This is a genomic window from Enterobacter cloacae complex sp. IR5412 (assembly GCF_049237385.1).
Classification (GTDB): Bacteria; Pseudomonadota; Gammaproteobacteria; order Enterobacterales; family Enterobacteriaceae; genus Enterobacter; species Enterobacter intestinihominis.
This window is the reverse complement of record NZ_JBMKHQ010000001.1, coordinates 491259-509540: the sequence shown is the minus strand read 5'-3', so window position 1 is coordinate 509540 and position 18282 is coordinate 491259. Positions and strand designations below refer to the sequence as shown.

General features: G+C 56.4%; 16 protein-coding genes and 1 tRNA gene. 10 read left to right on the top strand and 7 right to left on the bottom strand.

Going from position 1 to position 18282, the window contains the following annotated elements; all coding sequences use genetic code 11:
• Positions 1-17 precede the first annotated feature (17 nt).
• The 5 genes from apbE to mgtE all read left to right on the top strand — a co-directional run bounded on the left by apbE (position 18) and on the right by mgtE (position 6151).
• Positions 18-1073 carry an FAD:protein FMN transferase ApbE gene (apbE, locus tag ACOTX2_RS02450; protein ID WP_023300605.1) on the top strand — a complete coding sequence of 352 codons (1056 nt, stop codon included), beginning with the start codon at positions 18-20 and terminating at the stop codon, positions 1071-1073.
• A 72-nt stretch (positions 1074-1145) separates the two neighbouring features.
• A complete protein-coding gene (gene ada, locus ACOTX2_RS02445) occupies positions 1146-2204 on the top strand; it encodes a bifunctional DNA-binding transcriptional regulator/O6-methylguanine-DNA methyltransferase Ada (protein WP_023300604.1) in 1059 nt (352 codons plus the stop codon).
• Positions 2204-2854: a DNA oxidative demethylase AlkB gene (gene alkB / locus ACOTX2_RS02440; protein WP_023300603.1), complete on the top strand. Its 651-nt coding sequence runs from the start codon at positions 2204-2206 to the stop codon at positions 2852-2854. The genes ada and alkB overlap by 1 nt, the downstream gene beginning before the upstream one ends.
• Before the next feature lie 76 nt (positions 2855-2930).
• The gene (locus ACOTX2_RS02435) at positions 2931-4574 is read left to right on the top strand and encodes a multidrug ABC transporter permease/ATP-binding protein (RefSeq protein ID WP_003859392.1); all 1644 of its coding nucleotides are present in this window, start codon (positions 2931-2933) and stop codon (positions 4572-4574) included.
• A 140-nt stretch (positions 4575-4714) separates the two neighbouring features.
• A complete protein-coding gene (mgtE, locus tag ACOTX2_RS02430) occupies positions 4715-6151 on the top strand; it encodes a magnesium transporter (protein WP_006811337.1) in 1437 nt (478 codons plus the stop codon).
• Here mgtE and ACOTX2_RS02425 read toward each other — a convergent pair.
• On the bottom strand, positions 6114-7409 hold the full coding sequence (locus ACOTX2_RS02425) for a SulP family inorganic anion transporter (protein ID WP_063147735.1): 1296 nt from the start codon (positions 7407-7409) through the stop codon (positions 6114-6116). The genes mgtE and ACOTX2_RS02425 overlap by 38 nt on opposite strands.
• A 187-nt stretch (positions 7410-7596) precedes the next feature.
• On the opposite strand from ACOTX2_RS02425, the gene mqo reads away from it, so the two are divergent.
• On the top strand, positions 7597-9246 hold the full coding sequence (gene mqo / locus ACOTX2_RS02420; RefSeq protein WP_032622479.1) for a malate dehydrogenase (quinone): 1650 nt from the start codon (positions 7597-7599) through the stop codon (positions 9244-9246).
• Between the two features lie 134 nt (positions 9247-9380).
• Here the strand turns inward: mqo and eco are convergent, their stop codons facing one another.
• Entirely contained in the window at positions 9381-9890 is a 510-nt protein-coding gene (gene eco / locus ACOTX2_RS02415; protein WP_032622478.1) for a serine protease inhibitor ecotin, read from the bottom strand.
• Between the two features lie 202 nt (positions 9891-10092).
• On the opposite strand from eco, the gene ACOTX2_RS02410 reads away from it, so the two are divergent.
• The gene (locus ACOTX2_RS02410; protein WP_006811332.1) at positions 10093-10353 is read left to right on the top strand and encodes a DUF2534 family protein; all 261 of its coding nucleotides are present in this window, start codon (positions 10093-10095) and stop codon (positions 10351-10353) included.
• Positions 10354-10419: 66 nt separating this feature from the next.
• Here ACOTX2_RS02410 and ACOTX2_RS02405 read toward each other — a convergent pair.
• From ACOTX2_RS02405 to ACOTX2_RS02395, 3 genes are all read right to left on the bottom strand, one after another.
• Positions 10420-10496, bottom strand: a tRNA-Pro gene (locus tag ACOTX2_RS02405).
• Between the two features lie 73 nt (positions 10497-10569).
• Complete coding sequence (gene yejM, locus ACOTX2_RS02400; RefSeq protein WP_022648735.1) at positions 10570-12330, bottom strand: LPS biosynthesis-modulating metalloenzyme YejM; 1761 nt, start codon at positions 12328-12330, stop codon at positions 10570-10572.
• 19 nt (positions 12331-12349) lie between these two features.
• Positions 12350-12577 (bottom strand): YejL family protein, encoded by a 228-nt coding sequence (locus ACOTX2_RS02395; protein ID WP_001135586.1) that lies wholly within the window; start codon positions 12575-12577, stop codon positions 12350-12352.
• A 134-nt stretch (positions 12578-12711) separates the two neighbouring features.
• Between ACOTX2_RS02395 and yejK the strand changes: the two genes are divergently transcribed.
• On the top strand, positions 12712-13719 hold the full coding sequence (yejK, locus tag ACOTX2_RS02390; RefSeq protein ID WP_017693031.1) for a nucleoid-associated protein YejK: 1008 nt from the start codon (positions 12712-12714) through the stop codon (positions 13717-13719).
• A gap of 51 nt (positions 13720-13770) precedes the next feature.
• Here yejK and rplY read toward each other — a convergent pair whose 3' ends face one another.
• Both rplY and ACOTX2_RS02380 read right to left on the bottom strand, forming a co-directional pair.
• Positions 13771-14055, bottom strand: coding sequence for a 50S ribosomal protein L25 (gene rplY, locus ACOTX2_RS02385; protein ID WP_022648733.1), 285 nt, complete (start codon positions 14053-14055; stop codon positions 13771-13773).
• Positions 14056-14180: 125 nt separating this feature from the next.
• A complete protein-coding gene (locus tag ACOTX2_RS02380) occupies positions 14181-15941 on the bottom strand; it encodes a DEAD/DEAH box helicase (RefSeq protein ID WP_063147700.1) in 1761 nt (586 codons plus the stop codon).
• A gap of 151 nt (positions 15942-16092) precedes the next feature.
• Between ACOTX2_RS02380 and rsuA the strand changes: the two genes are divergently transcribed.
• Positions 16093-16800, top strand: coding sequence for a 16S rRNA pseudouridine(516) synthase RsuA (gene rsuA / locus ACOTX2_RS02375; RefSeq protein WP_063147701.1), 708 nt, complete (start codon positions 16093-16095; stop codon positions 16798-16800).
• A 15-nt stretch (positions 16801-16815) separates the two neighbouring features.
• Positions 16816-18015, top strand: a complete 1200-nt coding sequence (locus tag ACOTX2_RS02370; RefSeq protein ID WP_063147702.1) for a Bcr/CflA family multidrug efflux MFS transporter — start codon at positions 16816-16818, stop codon at positions 18013-18015.
• Positions 18016-18282: the final 267 nt, after the last annotated feature.

Genomic DNA, 18282 nt, shown 5'->3' with positions numbered 1-18282 from the left:
CATGAGGATAATAACCAATGGATATGACTTTTTTACGCGCCAGCGTTCTGGCGACTTTTTTACTCCTGACCGCGTGTGACTCTTCTACACAGCCCGCAAAAATCGACGCACCCGCCGCGACGGTGCTGGAAGGGAAAACCATGGGGACCTTCTGGCGCGTCAGCGTGATGGATATTGATAAGTCCCGCGCTGAAGAACTACGCGGTAAAATTCAGGCGCAGCTGGATGCCGACGATCAGCTACTCTCTACCTATAAAAATGACTCAGCGCTGATGCGTTTCAATCGCTCCAGCAGCACCTCGCTGTGGCCGGTGAGCGAAGCAATGGCCGATATCGTCACGGAAGCCATGCGCGTGGGCTACAAAACCAACGGCGCAATGGATGTGACCGTGGGGCCGCTGGTGAACCTGTGGGGATTTGGCCCCAACAAGCAGCCGGTGACCACACCCGATCAAGCCGCCATCGACGACGCCCGCGCGCGTACAGGGTTACAGCATCTGGCGGTGATCTCCCAGTACGGTCAGCAATACCTGCAAAAAGACATTCCCGACCTGTTTGTGGATCTCTCCACGGTAGGCGAGGGGTATGCTGCGGATCATCTCGCGGCCCTGATGGCGCAGGAAGGTATTCCCCGTTATCTGGTTTCCGTCGGGGGCGCGCTCGTCAGCCGGGGCATGAACGCCAGCGGCAGGCCGTGGCGAGTGGCCATCCAAAAACCAACCGATCAGCAGAACGCGGTGCAGGCGATTGTCGACATCAACGGGCACGGTATCAGCACCTCCGGAAGCTACCGCAACTATTACGAGCTGGATGGCAAACGTATCTCGCATGTGATTGATCCGCAAACCGGACGCCCGATTACCCACAACCTGGTGTCCGTGACTGTGATAGCGCCAACTGCGCTGGAAGCCGACGCCTGGGATACCGGATTGATGGTGCTCGGCACGGAGAAGGCCAAAGAGGTGGTGCGTCAGGAAGGGCTGGCCGTTTATATGATCACCAAAGAGGCTGACGGGTTTAAAACCTGGAGTTCACCGCAGTTCAACAGCTTCCTGGTGAGCGAAAAAAATTAAAAAGCAAGGTTGCGGGTTTTTGTTCGGTGGCGTTCAGGCAAGCTGAGCGTATGCTTGTAAGAGGAGCCGATGATGAAAAACACAACCTATCTTACCGATGAGGATCGCTGGCAGGCTGTTCTGGCCCGCGATCCGCGTGCGGATAACCAGTTTGTCTTTGCCGTGCAGACGACCGGCATTTATTGTCGTCCGTCCTGCCGTGCCCGCCACGCGCTGCGTAAAAATGTCTGCTTTTATCCTGATGCTCACCAGGCCGCGCAGGCGGGTTTCCGCCCCTGTAAGCGCTGTAGGCCGGACCAGGTCGACCCTATGGCGCAGAAAAAGGCCAACGTTGCGCTGGCCTGCCGACTGCTTGAGCAGGATGCCGCGCTGAACCTGGAGGCACTGGCGCAGCAGGTTGGCATGAGTCCGTTCCATTTCCACCGCTTGTTTAAATCCGTCACCGGCATGACGCCGAAAGCATGGCAGCAGGCCGCGCGTGAACAACGCCTGCGTAGCCTGCTTGCACAGGGCGGTAAAATCACCGATGCCGTACTGGCCGCTGGCTTCCCGGACGGCAGCAGCTACTACCGTAAAGCCAACGGCGCGCTGGGCATGACGGCGAAACAGTACCGTAACGGAGAGGCTGCGGTCCGCTATGCCATCAGCGACTGCTCGCTGGGCCACTGTCTGGTGGCGGAAAGCGAGCGCGGGATCTGCGCAATACTGCTGGGTGATGACGACGCCGGGCTGACGGCTGAGCTGCTGTCACTGTTTCCGCTTGCCGTCCGCGAACCGATGGAAGGCGCATTTGCCGGGCGTGTTCGTCAGGTGATTGCCTCTGTCGACAGCCGCGCGACGCCGTTGACGCTGCCGCTGGATATCCGGGGTACCGCCTTCCAGCAGCAGGTCTGGCAGGCGCTGCGGGCTATCCCCTGCGGTGAAACGGCGAGCTATCAGCAGGTGGCGAAGGCCATTGGTAAACCCAATGCCGTACGTGCCGTGGCGGGGGCCTGCGGAGCCAACAAACTGGCGATAGTTATCCCCTGTCACCGCGTGGTGCGTAACGACGGTGCGCTGTCGGGTTATCGCTGGGGCGCAGCGCGTAAGGTGCTATTGTTGAAACGTGAGGCGAACAACCCGGAGGGATAATGCTCGATCTTTTTGCTGATGCTGAACCCTGGCAGGAGCCGCTCGCGCCGGGGGCGACGATCCTGAGACGTTTTGCGCTTTCCCGCGCGGCGGCGTTGTTCGACGGTATTGATACCGTCACCGCCCGTTCGCCGTTTCGCCATATGGTCACGCCGGGCGGGTATACCATGTCCGTGGCGATGACCAACTGCGGCGAACTGGGATGGGCGACGAATGAGCGGGGCTATGTATATGCCGCGAACGACCCGCTGACGGATCGGCCGTGGCCGCCGATGCCGGAGGCGTTTCAGGCGCTGTGTCACGATGCCGCCGTCGCGGCCGGCTATCCTGATTTTCGTCCCGATGCCTGTCTGATCAACCGCTATGCCGTCGGGGCAAAGCTCTCCCTGCATCAGGATAAGGACGAGCCTGACCTGCGCGCGCCGATTGTCTCGGTATCCCTTGGGCTGCCCGCTGTCTTTCAGTTTGGCGGCCTGCGGCGCAACGACCCGCTCAAACGGCTGATGCTGGAGCATGGCGATGTGGTGGTCTGGGGCGGTGAATCACGGCTTTTTTATCACGGCATTCAGCCGCTTAAAAATGGCGATCACCCGGTGGCGGGGGCGTTTCGCTACAACCTCACGTTCCGCCAGGCAGCGTACAGAGAATAAAAATAAGAATTATTCTTGATGTGTGTGAAAGGCAGTTTACACTGCTGGCTGATTTTTCTTGTCCGGATTGCTCTGCATGCAACTACTTCTTCTTGTCTGGCGGCAGTATCGCTGGCCTTTTATCGCGGTGATGGCGCTAAGCCTTGCCAGCGCGGCGCTGGGGATCGGCCTGATTGCCTTCATTAACGTGCGTTTGATCGAAATGGTCGACACGTCACTCTCCGTCCTGCCGGAATTTCTGGGTTTACTGCTGCTGCTGATGGCAGTCACGCTCGGGTCACAGCTGGCGCTGACCGCGCTCGGCCACCACTTCGTTTTCCGTCTGCGCAGCGAGTTCATCAAACGGATCCTTGATACTCAAGTGGAACGCATCGAACAGCTGGGAAGTGCTTCTCTGCTGGCGGGGCTGACCAGCGATGTGCGCGCCATTACCATCGCCTTTGTGCGCCTGCCGGAGCTGGTGCAGGGGATCATCCTGACCTTTGGCTCGGCAGCCTATCTCGCCTGGCTCTCCAGCAAAATGCTGGCGGTAACGGCGCTGTGGATTGTTATTACCATCTGGGGCGGGTTCCTGCTGGTATCACGCGTCTATAAGCACATGGCGGTGCTGCGCGAAACGGAAGACAAGCTCTATAACGATTATCAGACAGTGCTGGAAGGGCGCAAAGAGCTGACGCTGAACCGCGAGCGCGCCGAACATATCTTCAACCATCTCTATATCCCGGATGCGCACGAATATCGTCATCACATTATTCGCGCCGATACGTTCCACCTGAGCGCCGTGAACTGGTCCAACATCATGATGCTGGGTGCCATTGGCCTGGTGTTCTGGATGGCGAACAGCCTGGGGTGGGCGGATACCAACGTGGCGGCAACGTACTCCCTGACGCTGCTGTTTTTACGCACGCCGCTGCTGTCGGCCGTTGGCGCACTGCCGACGCTGCTGAGCGCACAGGTGGCCTTCAACAAGCTGAAGAAGTTCGACCTTGCGCCGTTTAAGGCTGAGTTCCCGCGCCCGCAGGCCTTTCCGAACTGGCAAACGCTTGAGCTGCGTAACGTGACCTTCCGCTATCAGGATAACGCCTTCTCCGTGGGGCCGATAAATCTGACCATTCACCGCGGCGAACTGCTGTTCCTGATCGGCGGTAACGGCAGCGGCAAATCCACGCTGGCGATGCTGCTGACGGGCCTCTACCAGCCGCAATCAGGCGAAATTTTGCTGGATGGCAAAGCGCTGAGCGCGGAGAAACCGGAGGACTACCGCAAGCTCTTCTCGGCGGTATTTACCGACGTCTGGCTGTTCGACCGGCTGCTGGGCCCGGAAGGGCAGCAGGCGGATCCGGCGCTGGTGGAGAAGTGGCTTGCGCATCTGCAAATGTCACACAAGCTGGAGCTACAGGATGGCAAAATCCTGAATCTCAAGCTGTCGAAAGGGCAGAAGAAGCGCGTGGCGCTGCTGCTGGCGCTGGCCGAAGAGCGCGACATCATCCTGCTGGATGAATGGGCCGCCGATCAGGACCCGCACTTCCGTCGCGAGTTTTATCAGGTCCTGCTGCCGCTGATGCAGGCGATGGGGAAAACCATTTTTGCCATCAGCCATGACGATCACTACTTCATTCACGCCGACCGTCTGCTGGAGATGCGCGACGGCAAACTGAGCGAGCTGACCGGCGATGAGCGCGATGCGGCGTCACGGGACGCGGTGGCGCGCACGGCCTGATTGCAATTGTGCCGGGTGGCCCCCGGCACACTCATTTTTCATATATGCCGTTTTTTTCTCCATCCCGACCCGCCGTTTATTCTTATTTACATATCCCCGCGCTATGCTTAACGCCAACTCATTTAATGGATTTATGATTGATGTCGGTATTAAAGAAAAACAGCGCCAGGCAGCGTGACCAGGAGCGTGCGCGGCTCATCTGGCTCCTGACGACCGATAAAGCGGTCACGTCAACGTTATTGGGTAAGCTAACCCTGGCTGAGCAATATGATGTCGGCACGCTGGCCGACGATATTGCTGAGGTAGGTGCGCTGGTTGCACATTTACCACCTCCGGATCTGGCGGATACCCTGGAGGCATTGCCTTCCGAGGAGCGCCACGCCCTGTGGCGGCTGGTGCAGGATCATGAGCGCGGTCAGGTGCTGCTTGAAGCCTCGGAAAACGTCTGGGATGACCTTATCGATGAGATGAGCGACCGGGACATTCTTGACGCCCTGCAAACGCTGGATATCGACGAGCAGATTTACCTCGTTCAACATCTTCCGCGCAACCTGACCGGACGCCTGCTGGCTTCCCTGCCTGCCGAAGAGCGGGCGCGCGTGCGTCAGGTGATGCACTACGAGAAAAACAGCGTCGGCGCGATCATGGAGTTTGGCGTCATCACCGTGCGTCCGGACGTCACCCTGGGTACGGTGCAGCGCTATCTTCGTCGCCTGGGCAGTATGCCGGACAACACCGATAAACTGTTCGTCACCTCGCGGGATAAAACCCTGCTCGGGGAGCTGGAGCTTAAAACGATCCTGCTGAACAGCACCCAGCAGCGGGTAAGTGAGGTCATGGAAACCGAGCCGATGGTCTTCTCGCCGGAAGACGATGCCGAAAAAGCCGCGCGTACCTTCGAACGTGATGACCTGGTGAGCGCGGCGGTGGTGGATTCGGTGGGCAAGCTGATGGGGCGTCTGACCATTGATGAGATCGTTGACGTGGTCTATGAAGAGACCGATAACGACCTGCGTGCCCTTGGCGGTATCAGTGCCGAAGACGATGTTCATGCCTCCGTCGGCAAGGCCGTCAAAACCCGCTGGGCGTGGCTCGCCATCAATTTATGCACCGCGTTCGTGGCGTCCCGCGTTATTGACGGCTTCGAACATACTATTTCCCAGCTGGTGGCCCTGGCGTCGTTGATGCCGATTGTGGCGGGGATCGGCGGGAACACCGGCAACCAGACTATCACCATGATCGTTCGCGCCCTGGCGCTGGAAAACATTCAGCCGGGTAATTTTTCGTGGCTGATTTTCAGGGAGATGGGCGTCGCGCTGATTAACGGCCTGGTCTGGGGCGGCATCATGGGCGGCATTACCTGGTGGTTGTACGATGATATGGCGCTGGGCGGGGTCATGATGCTGGCGATGGTGCTGAACCTGCTGGTGGCGGCGATGATGGGCGTGATTATCCCATTGACGATGACCCGGCTGGGGCGCGACCCCGCGGTGGGGTCGAGCGTGATGATCACCGCCATTACCGATACCGGCGGTTTCTTTATTTTTCTTGGACTGGCGACGATTTTTCTTCTGTAGCCAGTGCTTTTTGCTTAAGTCGGGTAGGGAGGATGAACATCATCACAATCCCGCCCAGCACGCCAATCGCCAGGTTGCCGGTGGAAACCGTTGCCACAACCGTCACCAGCATCACGACGGTTTCAGCCACCGGCGCGTTTTTCAGCGTTCCGGGCTGAACGCTATGCCAGCTAAAGGTCTTGACGGCCACAATGGCCATAATACCCGCCAGTACCGCCATCGGGATTTTGGCCATCACCTCGCTGAGCGCCGTAACCAGCACCAGCAGTACGATACCTGCCGCAAGGGTGGAGATACGGCTTCTGCCTTTCCCCATCTCCACGTTAACGATGGTCTGCCCAATCATCGCGCAGCCCGCAATGCCGCCGTAGAACCCGGCCATAATATTCCCCACGCCCAGACCGATGCTCTCGCGGCGCTTGCTTGAAGGGGTAACGGTCAGTTCATCCACCAGTTTTGCCGTCAGCAAGGATTCCAGCAGGCCAACAAAAGCGATACTTAGCGCGCACGGCCAGATAATGCTCAGGGTTTCCAGATTAAGCGGCACCAGCAGTTGCGTAAAGCCCGGCAAACCGCCGCTCATGGAGCCTTCATCCCCTACCGTTGGCAGGATTTGCCCGCTGGTGACGGTGAACAAAGTCAGCAGCACAATGGCAATCAGCGGGGAGGGCACGCTTTTGATATAGCGTGGCACCCACAGCACAATCAGCAGCGTCAGCACGAACAGGCCCACTATCAGCGGGCTTCGGCTCCAGAAATGGGGCACCTGGGCAAAGAAAATCAAAATGCCAAGGGCGTTAACAAACCCGGTCATCACCGACTGGGGAATAAAGCGCATCAGCCGCGCCATTCCCAGCGCGCCGAACAGGATCTGAATCACGCCAGCCATCACCACCGCGGGCAGAATGTACTGTACGCCGTGTTGATGGACCATCGGGCCAATCACCAGCGCGACGGAACCGGCCGCCGCCGTCACCATGGCCGGACGCCCGCCGAGCAGGGAAAGGGCGAAACAGAGCACCACGGAGGCGATAAGGCTCACTTTCGGATCCACGCCCGCGACCACGGAAAACGAAATCACTTCCGGGATCAGCGCCAGCGCGGTAATCACGCCGGCCAGGGTTTCGCGCATCAGACGTTGAGGCGAACGTAAAACGGTGGCGACATGGCCTTCTTGGGGTACAGACGAGTGAGGTAATGACATAACAATTCGCTGGTAGGGGCAGGCTTCCGTGCGCGCGATCACAAAGTGCAGCATCATAGCCAGGAAAATCGTCGGGTGCCAGCCTGTATGCCAAAACCCTACAAACAATCCATCATTAAATTTCACAATTACAATAATTTCGTAACCTTTAAACAATATTTAAAAGTTGCTACCGTGCCACCGCAGCGTGTTTCACCTGTAATTTCTACGCATCAAGCACTATTCAACTAAGGCATAAATGATGAAAAAAATGACTGCCGTGCTCTTTTCTCTGGCCGTGGGGCTGAACGCCGTCTCGCTGGCGGCGAAGGCTGACGCACCAAAAGAGCAGGAAACGGATGTCCTTTTAATTGGTGGCGGCATCATGAGCGCCACGCTGGGCACATATCTTCAGGAATTAGAGCCGAACTGGTCCATGACGATGGTCGAGCGCCTTGATGGCGTGGCGCAGGAAAGCTCTAACGGCTGGAATAACGCCGGGACGGGGCACTCGGCACTTATGGAACTGAACTATACGCCGCAGAAAAAGGACGGTTCCATTAGTATCGAGAAGGCGGTAGAGATCAACGAAGCGTTCCAGATCTCACGTCAGTTCTGGTCTCACCAGGTGAACAGCGGTGTGTTGCACAATCCGCACTCCTTCATCAACACCGTTCCGCACATGAGCTTTGTGTGGGGCGATCAAAACGTCAACTTCCTGCGTGCGCGCTACGCTGCCCTGCAACAGAGCACGCTTTTCCGCGGGATGAAATACTCTGAAGATCACGCTCAAATCAAAGAGTGGGCGCCGCTGGTTATGGAAGGCCGCGATCCGAACCAGAAAGTGGCGGCGACCCGCACTGAAATTGGTACTGACGTTAACTACGGTGAAATCACCCGTCAGCTGGTGGCCTCTCTGAAGAAAAAAGAGAACTTTAACCTGCAACTCAGCTCCGAAGTGCGTGGTTTCAAGCGCAACGCGGATAACAGCTGGAGCGTGACCGTTGCCGATCTGAAAAACAACGAAGCCGAGCATGTGATTAAGGCGAAGTTCGTGTTTATCGGTGCTGGCGGCGCGGCGCTGAAACTGTTGCAGGAGTCCGGTATTCCGGAAGCGGACGACTACGCCGGCTTCCCGGTTGGCGGCCAGTTCCTGGTGTCGGAAAACCCTGAAGTGGTTAACCGTCATCTGGCTAAAGTGTACGGTCAGGCTTCTGTTGGTGCGCCACCGATGTCCGTTCCCCATATCGACACCCGTATGCTGGACGGTAAGCGCGTAGTGCTGTTCGGGCCGTTCGCCACATTCTCCACCAAGTTCCTGAAAAACGGTTCCCTTTGGGATCTGCTGAGCGCGACCACGACGTCGAACGTCAAGCCAATGATGGACGTGGGACTGGATAACTTCGATCTGGTGAAATACCTGATTAGCCAGGTGATGCTCTCTGATGAAGAACGCTTCGAGGCGCTGAAAGAGTACTATCCGCAGGCGAAGAAAGAAGACTGGCGTCTGTGGCAGGCGGGTCAGCGCGTGCAGATCATCAAACGCGATCCGAAAGAGGGCGGTGTGCTGCGTCTGGGTACCGAAGTAGTAAGCGATAAGGATGGCACTATTGCCGCGCTGCTGGGAGCATCCCCGGGGGCGTCTACCGCTGCGCCAATCATGCTACACCTGATGGAAAAAGTGTTTAAGGACAAAGTATCCAGCCCGGAATGGCAGGCGAAGCTGAAAACCATTATTCCATCCTACGGTACGAAGCTGAACGGTAACGTTGACGCCACGGAACAAGAGCTGGAATACACCAGTCGCGTTCTGCAACTGCAATACGTCAAACCGCAGGCTGCGGATGCTGCGCCACAGGCAGAGCTGAAGCCTCAGGCGGAAAACAAGCCGGTTGCGGATATCGCGCTGTAAGGTAAACGCAAAACGGTAACATCCGTTACCGTTTTTCGTGTTTTCTCCCTCTCCCACCGGGAGAGGGTTGGGGTGAGGGCACCAGAACGCACCCTTTCCAGGTCGGGTAAGCGTGAGCGCCACCCGACTTATTTTTAACGAACTACTGCTTGTCCTACCGTCTCATCCGCCTTCCATACGCGATATTTCACATCCACGTTTTCCGGCGTATAAACGACAATCGGCAGCTTGCTGTTATAGCGCAGCAGACTGTTATCACCCAGATAGGCGGTGATAAATTTCTTCTCTTTCTTGCCGTCCGGGCACGCCATCATGGTGGAGACTGGCGAGGTTACTTTGTCGAAGACATAGTAGTCATAACCCCAGCCTTCCAGTGTTTTGCTTTCCAGTTGGCCGCCCAGACGATGCTGGTTGCAGTCCACTTCCAGCGTTTGGCCGATTAACAGCTCGACTTTGAAATTCCCTTCATTCTGCTGAGCCGGGAGCTGAATAACCTGGCGCTTCATCCCTTTGTCCGCTTGCGGATACGGGGCAACTTTTTCCAGCGGCTGCTCTTTTGGGGTTTCGCTGGCGAAAGCGCTGGTGCTCGCGCACGCAGCGGCGATAAGGGCGATGGCAAATTTAGGTGCGTTTTTCACTGTCATTCCTTTTTGTTAAAACGATCCCGGAAAGACTAACATAATGTATGTGAATGGTTGGCGTAATTTACTCACATTTTCATTTTAAACGGAGTAAAGCACTGCTTTTATGCTCTTTTATTGGTGTTTAATGCTGTGGTGGAGTCGGTGCAGAGATCGTGTTATTTTACGCGTTAATTATTGTTATTCATCTGTAAAGGGAGAAGAGATGGTACGGGAAAAACTGAAGACACCTGAAGGCCGCAAGTTCCTGCTGGCGTTACTGGTTGTGTTTATGATTGCTGCTGCATGCGTGGGGCGAGCAACCATTGTCGGCGTGATCGAGCAGTACAACATCCCGCTCTCTGCGTGGACAACCAGCATGTTTGTCCTGCAATCAGCGATGATCTTTGTTTACAGTCTGGTGTTCACCGTTCTGCTGGCGATTCCGCTGGGGATTTTCTTTCTCGGTGGGCGTGAGAAGCACTAAGCATTGTGCATGCGAAGACAGGCAATAAAAAAACAGCCATAAGCGGCTGGTTTTTTTGTGTAGTTTTGGTCGGCACGAGAGGATTTGAACCTCCGACCCCCGACACCCCATGACGGTGCGCTACCAGGCTGCGCTACGTGCCGACGCATAAAAGGAATACTACTCGATTCCTTTTTGATTGCAAGGGGGAAGCAACGCTAACTGATTCATAAATAATCAGTTAGCGATAAAGCGCTTCTCGTCTGTCAGCACCTGCAACAGCAAGCTGAGCTGCGGTTTCTGGTCTTTCAGCTTCTCACCTTCGAGGCTGTACGTCTGGTAATTGCCGTTGCTGTTCAGCACAAGGGACAGCGTCGGCGTGGTCACCACCAGCGTGTTTTCGCCAGCAGCCGTGACCCAATTATGACGCCGCGTGGCGCTAAAGAGGTCTTGTCCCTGCGAGTATTCAATTGCCGGCGTGCTAACGTGCAGCAGCCGCTGCATTAACGTGGTCATGACGTCTTTATGGTCGGTCAGCATATTGATGCGTTGCGCGGGAGTGCCCGGCCAGTGGATCACCAGCGGGACATGCAGGTTCGGGCGCGACCAGTCCATGCCCTTCGCTTCGTCGCCGAGCGGCACGCCATGCCCCGCCGTGATAATGACGACCGTATTGTCCAGCTTGCCCGCGTCGCGCAGGGCGGTCAGCACGCGAGCGATCTGCGCATCGACATCACCCGCCGCACGGCTATAGCGGCGCGCGAAGCCTTTCTGATTGCTGTCATCAAGATTTGTGCCGTTAAACGCAACCCAGGAGAACCAGCGGTTATCTTCCTGTGCATAACGCTTCAGCCAGTCTATCCACTGGTCAGCAGTCCGATCGTCAGACTGGCTCTGCGCGGCTGGCAGTGAGAAATCAGACAGCAGCGCCTGGCGGTACAGCGAGCTGTTGAAACCATCAGAGGCGAACAGCCCCAGCTGGTAGCCCTGCTGATTAAGCCCGGTAATCAATGCAGCCGGAATACGGGCCGACAGCACGCCGTCCATATAACTCGGTGAAATGCCGTAGAACAGACCGAAAATACCCGCGTCGGTCGAATTACCGGAACTCATATGCTGAGTGAATACGATGTTGTTCTCAGCGAATTCAGCCAGGGCAGGCATTTGCTTCTCATAGCGAGAATAGTTCAGGCCATCGACGGTAATCAGCAGCACGTTCTGACCGCGCCCCATGTCGCGATATTTCAGATCGCTCAGGGGATACTGCACGCTGACCGCTTCCGGATTACCCTGTTCGACCAGACGACGCTGATACTCCTGCGCGTCCAGCAGACCGTGTTTTTCAAGGAAACGACGTGCCGTCATCGGATAGGAGAGCGGCAGATTCGCGCGCTGCATGGTAATAGGGCGGTAGAAGTTCGCATCTGCCCAGATATACATCAGGTGCGAACCGATAAATGAGGCGAAAAAGAGCGCCGCGACGGGCTTCGCATAATGTCGGCGTCGGGTCAGGCTGCGGAGCTTTTGCCAGCTCCACGTCGCGAACAACATTTCGATCAGCAGGATAATCGGCACGCTGATAAACATCAGCTGCCAGTCGCGGGCGGTCTCGTTCTGATCCGGGTTAATCACCAGCTCCCAGACGACAGGATTCAGGTGCAGGTGGAACCGGGTAAAGACTTCGCTGTCGATAAGCAACAGCGTCATGCCCGCCGTCGCAAGAATGGCGGACAGGAAGCGCATCAGCCGCTGCGACATGACGATAAACGTCAGTGGGAACAGGATCAGCAGATAGGTGGCGAAGACCAGAAAGCTAAAGTGACCAACAAGGCTCATCCACGAGTAGATACGCCCGGTTAACGTGGTTGGCCAGTCTGCCACAAACAGATAACGGCAGCCGAGCACCATCGCCAACAGAATGTTGAACAGGGCAAACCAGTGCCCCCAGCTGACCATCTGGGAGACTTTTTCACGGTAGCGCTGACGATTCGTCACCATAAACTGTTGTTCGTTTCCCTTAGTGTGCCTGGTCGTCGCTAACTGATGACTGCAAAGCCTGGGCGAAAGATTTGGCGATCGCCTGACGCTGAGCCGGAGCAACGCTGGTATTGATCAGGTTGGTAACCATATTTCCCAAAACCATCAGGGAGAGATCGGTTGGCGTTTTATGTTTTTCCAGTACGTTGACCAGCTCACTGAGCAGTTGTTCAACGTGTTCGTCACTGTAGCGGGAATGTTGTGGCATAAATCAAAATCAGTTTGTTGAGAGAAGGGCGACATATTACCGTAGCAACAGCTTTTTTTCCCATTTTTTATCTTCTGTTGCACACATGCGTTGGTGGTGGTTGAATACCGCCCGGTCTAAAAGGAGAGTTTATCATGAGTCTGGAAATCAACCAGATTGCCTTGCACCAGCTTATCAAGCGTGATGAGCAAACCCTTGAAGTGGTGCTACGCGATTCGTTACTGGAACCAACGCCTACCGTTGTCGAGATGATGGCGGAGTTGCATCGCGTCTACAGCGCGAAAAATAAAGCCTATGGCTTGTTCAGCGAAGAGAGCGAGCTGGCGGATAGCCTGCGCCTGCAACGTCAGGGCGAAGAGGATTTCCTGGCATTCAGCCGCGCTGCAACCGGCCGTCTTCGTGACGAACTGGCGAAATATCCCTTCGCCGATGGCGGTATCGTCCTGTTCTGCCACTACCGCTATCTGGCGGTAGAGTATCTGCTGGTCACCGTGCTGAATAATTTAAGCAGCATGCGTGTGAACGAGCAGTTGGATATCAGCTCAACGCACTATCTGGATATCAACCATGCGGATATTGTGGCGCGTATTGATTTAACTGAATGGGAAACCAATCCGGAATCGACGCGCTACCTGACCTTCCTTAAAGGCCGCGTGGGCCGCAAAGTGGCCGATTTCTTTATGGACTTCCTCGGTGCCAGTGAAGGGCTGAACGCCAAAGCGCAGAACAAAGGTCTGCTCCAGGCGGTGGATGACTTTACCGCTGAGGCGCAGCTGGATAAATCTGAGCGTCAGACCGTGCGTCAGCAGGTTTACAGCTACTGTAACGAGCAGTTACAGGCCGGGGAAGAGATTGAGCTGGAGTCGCTGTCCAAAGAGCTGGCGGGCGTCAGCGAAGTCAGCTTCCAGGAATTTACCGCAGAAAAAGGCTATGAGCTGGAAGAGAGCTTCCCGGCGGATCGCAGTACGCTGCGTCAGCTGACGAAATTTGCCGGTAGCGGCGGTGGGTTAACCATTAACTTTGATGCCATGCTGCTCGGGGAACGTATCTTCTGGGATCCGGCGACCGACACGCTGACCATTAAAGGCACGCCGCCGAATCTGCGCGATCAGCTCCAGCGTCGCACCTCAGGCGGTAAGTAGCGGCCATAAAAAAACCCCGCAGAAGCGGGGTTTTTCTCGACTGGTTTGCGATTACGCGCGAACGAAGTCGATGTGAGACAGTTTTGGCTTGAACGGGTGACGCTGAACAGCCTGAACTTTCACTTTTTCTTCTTTACCGCCAACAACGATGGTCAGAACTTCGCTGTAGAATTCAGCTTTATTCTGCATGTTCCACACTTTGTCGTGATCCAGTTCGATTGCAACTGGAGCAGCTTCGCCACCGTAAACGATAGCCGGGAACTTGTTAGCGTTACGCAGGCGGCGGCTCGCACCCTTACCCTGCACGTTACGTACTTCTGCTTCGATAGTGAACATTGATTTCTCTCTGTATTTAAAACCCTGCTACAGGCGACCCAGCAGCAGGTGAGTGTTCTGCCTCACGGATGTGAAGCGGGCGGCATTTTATACTCAAATGGCTCGCGCATCAACGAAAAGTCCCGTTAACCGCGCAATTCGTTTGCCCGGCGAAAGCGTCCTTCATAGTCAAAGACCTTCTCACGCACCTGCCAGAACTGCCCTTTTTTACGGGCGACAACAAAATCAGGATGGCGCAGCAGCGCCTGCTGGCGCACGATATCGGCAACGGTTATCCAGCGCAGCGGCACGCCGGGCGTGCGGGTATGCGGGCGGATAAAGAGCTGTTCGAACGCGGTGCGCTGGGCGGGCGTCTGGACCCTGAACCGCTCGCTGACGTCTGCGCCGTCCTCGTCGTAATAGGTAATCTTTAGCCACTCGCCTTTTTCATCCGCACCGGGCTGTAAGACCATGCCGGAACAGCGCAGCACCAGCGCATCTTTCAGTTTCAGCGCCGCTTTCAGCATGTCATCCGGGTCGACCAACACCGTGTCACACTCCCGACAGCGGCGGGCAGCGATATCGTTCTCGGCGTTGCACTGCGGGCAGTTTTTGAAGCGGAAGCGGAAATCACACTGTTCGCGATGGCCTTCATCGTCTTCAAACCAGCCCTGACAGCGGCGGCCAAAATGTTCGATCAGCGTGCCGTCGGCGGTAGTTTTGCCCCAGAAAGTGTTGGCAAACCCGCAGGCCGGACAAAACACCTGTACCGGCACGTTGTCGCTCTTGCCTTTTGGCGTGCCCACTTCCGGGGAGTAGAGATCGTGCGGATTACCGGCATAATCGAGGATCAGACAGTCGGTTTTGCCCGGTGCCAGGCGCAGGCCACGGCCGACAATCTGCTGGTACAGGCTGACGGATTCGGTCGGGCGAAGAATCGCAATCAGGTCAACGTGCGGTGCGTCAAACCCGGTGGTTAATACGGAGACATTCACCAGGTAGCGGAACTGCTGGGCTTTGAAAGCCTCAATCAGGCTGTCGCGCTCCGGCCCGGGGGTTTCACCGGTAATTAACGCCGCGTCGTTGGTGGGCAGAAGCCCCGTGATTTCGCGCGCGTGTTCGACGGTAGCAGCAAAAATCATCACCCCTTTGCGCATTTGCGCAAACTCTTCAATCTGGCTGATGATATGCGGCGTGATCCGCTTCTGTATTTTCAGCTCATGGTTAAGATCCGCCTCGCTGAACAGCCCGTTGCTCTGCGCCTGTAAGCGGCTGAAATCGTACTGCACGACCGGCATATCCAGCCGCTCCGGTGGCGTCAGATAGCCATGCTTGATCATGTAGCGCAGCGGAAGCTCATAGATACAGTCGCGGAACAGGGCCTTTTCATCGCCACGCACCATGCCGTGATAATGAAACTGATAAATCCAGCCCTTGCCCAGACGAAATGGCGTGGCGGTCAGGCCAAGCAGGCGTAAGTGAGGGTTCACCTCTCTCAGATGAGTGAGGATTTGCTGATACTGGCTGTCGTCGTCATCGCTGATGCGGTGACACTCATCGACAATCAGCAGGGAAAACTCGCTGCGAAACAGGTCCAGGTTGCGCGCAACGGACTGTACGCTGCCAAACACCACTTTCCCGTGGCTCTCTTTGCGCTTCAGCCCGGCGGCAAAAATATCGGCCTCCAGGCCGAGCGCGCAATATTTGGCGTGGTTTTGCGCCACCAGCTCTTTTACGTGCGCCAGCACCAGCACGCGCCCGCGAGCCAGGCGCGCCAGTTCGGCAATCACCAGGCTTTTACCGGCTCCGGTCGGGAGCACGATGGCGGCGGGTTCCCGGTGCTTGCGAAACCAGGCGAGGGTGGCATCAACGGCTTCTTGCTGATAGGGGCGTAGTGTGAACGTCATGGCTTCTCTATTCAGTTAACTCGCATATAGTATGCCACGAAACTTTTTCCCTTGAGTGGCGCAACCAGACCATTATACTGAACTGTTTCTGACTGCTTCTTTTTCGGACGCGTAGTCCGACTTCCAGCACCATTAAGGCTAAAAAGATTTCATGCGACTTGATAAGTTTATCGCTCAGCAACTCGGCGTAAGCCGCGCTATTGCCGGGCGTGAAATTCGCGCCAGCCGCGTAACCGTGGACGGCGACATTGTGAAAGACAGCGCTTTTAAACTCCAGCCTGACCACCAGGTGGAGTATGACGGCAACCCGCTGACCCAGCAGAATGGCCCGCGCTACTTCATGCTCAACAAACCGGAAGGTTACGTCTGTTCAACGGACGATCCGGATCACCCGACGGTGCTCTACTTCCTCGACGAACCTGTGGCGCACAAGCTGCATGCGGCAGGGCGACTGGATATTGATACCACCGGCCTGGTGCTGATGACCGATGACGGTCAGTGGTCGCACCGCATCACCTCCCCGCGCCATCACTGTGAGAAAACCTATCGGGTGACACTTGAGTCGCCGGTCTCGGATGACACGGCAGAGCAATTCGCAAAAGGCGTTCAGCTACATAATGAAAAAGATCTGACCAAACCGGCGGTGCTGGAAGTCATTACCCCAACGGACGTCCGTCTGACCATCAGTGAAGGCCGCTACCACCAGGTGAAACGGATGTTTGCCGCCGTGGGCAACCACGTTGTGGGGCTGCATCGTGAACGTATCGGCGCGATTGAACTCGATCCAGACCTGGCGCCAAGGGAATATCGTCCGCTGACGGAAGAAGAGATTGCCAGCGTCGGGCTGCTTTCACGCTAAATTCAGGAGAACCCTGTGACCACCAGGCCACACTCGTCGTTTAAAATCGTATTTATCCTTGGCCTGTTGGCCATGCTGATGCCGCTGTCTATCGATATGTATCTGCCCGCGCTGCCGGTGATTTCCGCGCAGTTTGGCGTACCGGCAGGCAGCGCACAGATGACGCTCAGCACCTACATTCTTGGTTTTGCGCTCGGCCAGCTCTTTTATGGCCCAATGGCAGACAGCCTGGGGCGCAAACCCGTTATTCTGGGCGGGACGTTGATATTTGCCGCGGCGGCGGTGGCCTGCGCGCTGGCGCAGAGTATCGATCAGCTGATCGTGATGCGTTTCTTCCATGGCCTGGCTGCGGCTGCGGCAAGCGTGGTGATTAACGCGCTGATGCGCGACATCTACCCGAAGGAAGAGTTCTCACGCATGATGTCGTTCGTCATGCTGGTCACAACCATTGCGCCGCTGGTCGCCCCCATGGTGGGCGGGGCGGTGCTGGTGTGGTTCAGCTGGCATGCGATTTTCTGGATCCTGGCGATTGCCGCGCTGCTGGCCTCGGTGATGATCTTCGTCTTTATCGATGAAACGCTGCCGGTCGAGCGCCGTCAGAAGTTTCACGTCCGCACCACGCTTGGCAACTTTGCCTCGCTGTTTCGCCATAAGCGCGTGCTGAGCTATATGCTGGCCAGCGGCTTTAGCTTTGCCGGGATGTTTTCGTTCCTGAGCGCGGGGCCGTTTGTGTACATCGAACTGAACCATGTGTCACCCCAGCACTTTGGTTACTACTTCGCGCTGAATATCGTGTTCCTGTTTGTGATGACCATTATCAACAGCCGCTTTGTCCGGCGGGTCGGGGCGCTGAATATGTTCCGCGCCGGGCTGTGGATCCAGTTCGTGATGGCTATCTGGCTGGTATTGAGCGCATTGTTGGGCGTCGGTTTTTGGGCGCTGGTGATGGGCGTGGCGGCGTTTGTTGGCTGCGTCTCGATGGTCTCATCCAACGCGATGGCGGTGATCCTCGACGAATTCCCGCATATGGCGGGCACCGCCTCGTCGCTGGCAGGGACGTTCCGTTTCGGGATTGGCGCGATTGTCGGGGCGCTGCTCTCAATGGCGACGTTTAATACTGCCTGGCCGATGCTGTGGGCGATTGCCCTCTGCGCGACTTGCTCCATCCTCTTCTATCTTTACGCCAGCCGGCCCCGTAAGACGGCGCATAAATGAGCACTTAAGGCCCGAAACGGGCCTTTTTGTTGACCCATATCAACCAACCCTCGGTTCGTTTACCCGGTGTTTGTTTCTTTTATGTAAAATCTATTTATGTAAAAAGTCACATCATTGTATTTAAAAAGGTTGAGTTAGATCGCAGAAACGGGTACATATAGCGCCGACGCGAGCCTGCAACGCCTATAAAATCCGCTAAACAGTGCAGGTTGGCGATGATGTGTTACTATAAATGTAAATAAATTGTGAAGTAAATTTGCTTCCGGG

Bases quoted from the DNA above. Each gene is read 5' to 3' on its own strand.
- apbE (WP_023300605.1), top strand. From the start codon at position 18: ATGGATATGACTTTTTTACGCGCCAGCGTTCTGGCGACTTTTTTACTC.
- ada (WP_023300604.1), top strand. From the start codon at position 1,146: ATGAAAAACACAACCTATCTTACCGATGAGGATCGCTGGCAGGCTGTT.
- alkB (WP_023300603.1), top strand. From the start codon at position 2,204: ATGCTCGATCTTTTTGCTGATGCTGAACCCTGGCAGGAGCCGCTCGCG.
- ACOTX2_RS02435 (WP_003859392.1), top strand. From the start codon at position 2,931: ATGCAACTACTTCTTCTTGTCTGGCGGCAGTATCGCTGGCCTTTTATC.
- mgtE (WP_006811337.1), top strand. From the start codon at position 4,715: ATGTCGGTATTAAAGAAAAACAGCGCCAGGCAGCGTGACCAGGAGCGT.
- ACOTX2_RS02425 (WP_063147735.1), bottom strand. From the start codon at position 7,409: ATGCTGCACTTTGTGATCGCGCGCACGGAAGCCTGCCCCTACCAGCGA.
- mqo (WP_032622479.1), top strand. From the start codon at position 7,597: ATGAAAAAAATGACTGCCGTGCTCTTTTCTCTGGCCGTGGGGCTGAAC.
- eco (WP_032622478.1), bottom strand. From the start codon at position 9,890: ATGACAGTGAAAAACGCACCTAAATTTGCCATCGCCCTTATCGCCGCT.
- ACOTX2_RS02410 (WP_006811332.1), top strand. From the start codon at position 10,093: ATGGTACGGGAAAAACTGAAGACACCTGAAGGCCGCAAGTTCCTGCTG.
- yejM (WP_022648735.1), bottom strand. From the start codon at position 12,330: ATGGTGACGAATCGTCAGCGCTACCGTGAAAAAGTCTCCCAGATGGTC.
- ACOTX2_RS02395 (WP_001135586.1), bottom strand. From the start codon at position 12,577: ATGCCACAACATTCCCGCTACAGTGACGAACACGTTGAACAACTGCTC.
- yejK (WP_017693031.1), top strand. From the start codon at position 12,712: ATGAGTCTGGAAATCAACCAGATTGCCTTGCACCAGCTTATCAAGCGT.
- rplY (WP_022648733.1), bottom strand. From the start codon at position 14,055: ATGTTCACTATCGAAGCAGAAGTACGTAACGTGCAGGGTAAGGGTGCG.
- ACOTX2_RS02380 (WP_063147700.1), bottom strand. From the start codon at position 15,941: ATGACGTTCACACTACGCCCCTATCAGCAAGAAGCCGTTGATGCCACC.
- rsuA (WP_063147701.1), top strand. From the start codon at position 16,093: ATGCGACTTGATAAGTTTATCGCTCAGCAACTCGGCGTAAGCCGCGCT.